We start from the raw sequence: 536 nt of genomic DNA, 5'->3' as shown, positions 1-536 counted from the left end.
AAAACTGAAGTTAGCATCTGGTGTATCGCACCAAAAGGCGAAAGCGATGAGTCACGTGCACGCCGTATCCGTCAGTATGAAGATTTCTTTAACGTTACTGGTATGGCAACCCCTGATGACTTAGAAGAGTTCCGCTCATGCCAAGAAGGTTATAACGGTATCAAGCTTGAATGGAATGATATGTGCCGAGGCTCCGAGCACTGGATTCAAGGTGCAGATGAAGGCGCTGCCGCTATTGACCTCAAACCTTTAATGAGTGGTGTTAAGACTGAAGATGAAGGACTATATACCGTCCAACATCGCTACTGGCATGAAGAGATGAAAAAAGCTCTAGAGCAAGAGCAGCAGCTACACGGTGCTAATAGCGACTAATACATTTTTTATTATTACTCTGCTATTTATTGTAGAACTGACAAAAAATAAGGATATCAATCATGAAAAATGCAACGGTTAACATTGAAGACATTAGACAGTTTCTATACCGTGAAGCGCGTTTATTGGATGAGAAAAAATGGGAAGAATGGCTCACTTATTAC

At 41.6% G+C, this 536-nt stretch carries 1 pseudogene; it reads left to right on the top strand.

What is annotated here, in order from left to right:
• Positions 1 to 372: pseudogene (locus tag ACS8FD_RS24080) on the top strand (benzoate 1,2-dioxygenase large subunit); the annotation flags it as partial.
• Positions 373 to 536 lie beyond the last annotated feature (164 nt).

The organism is Psychrobacter sp. 1U2 (genome assembly GCF_051847575.1).
The sequence above is the reverse complement of the archived record's forward strand: the minus strand, read 5'-3'. Positions and strand labels throughout refer to the sequence as shown.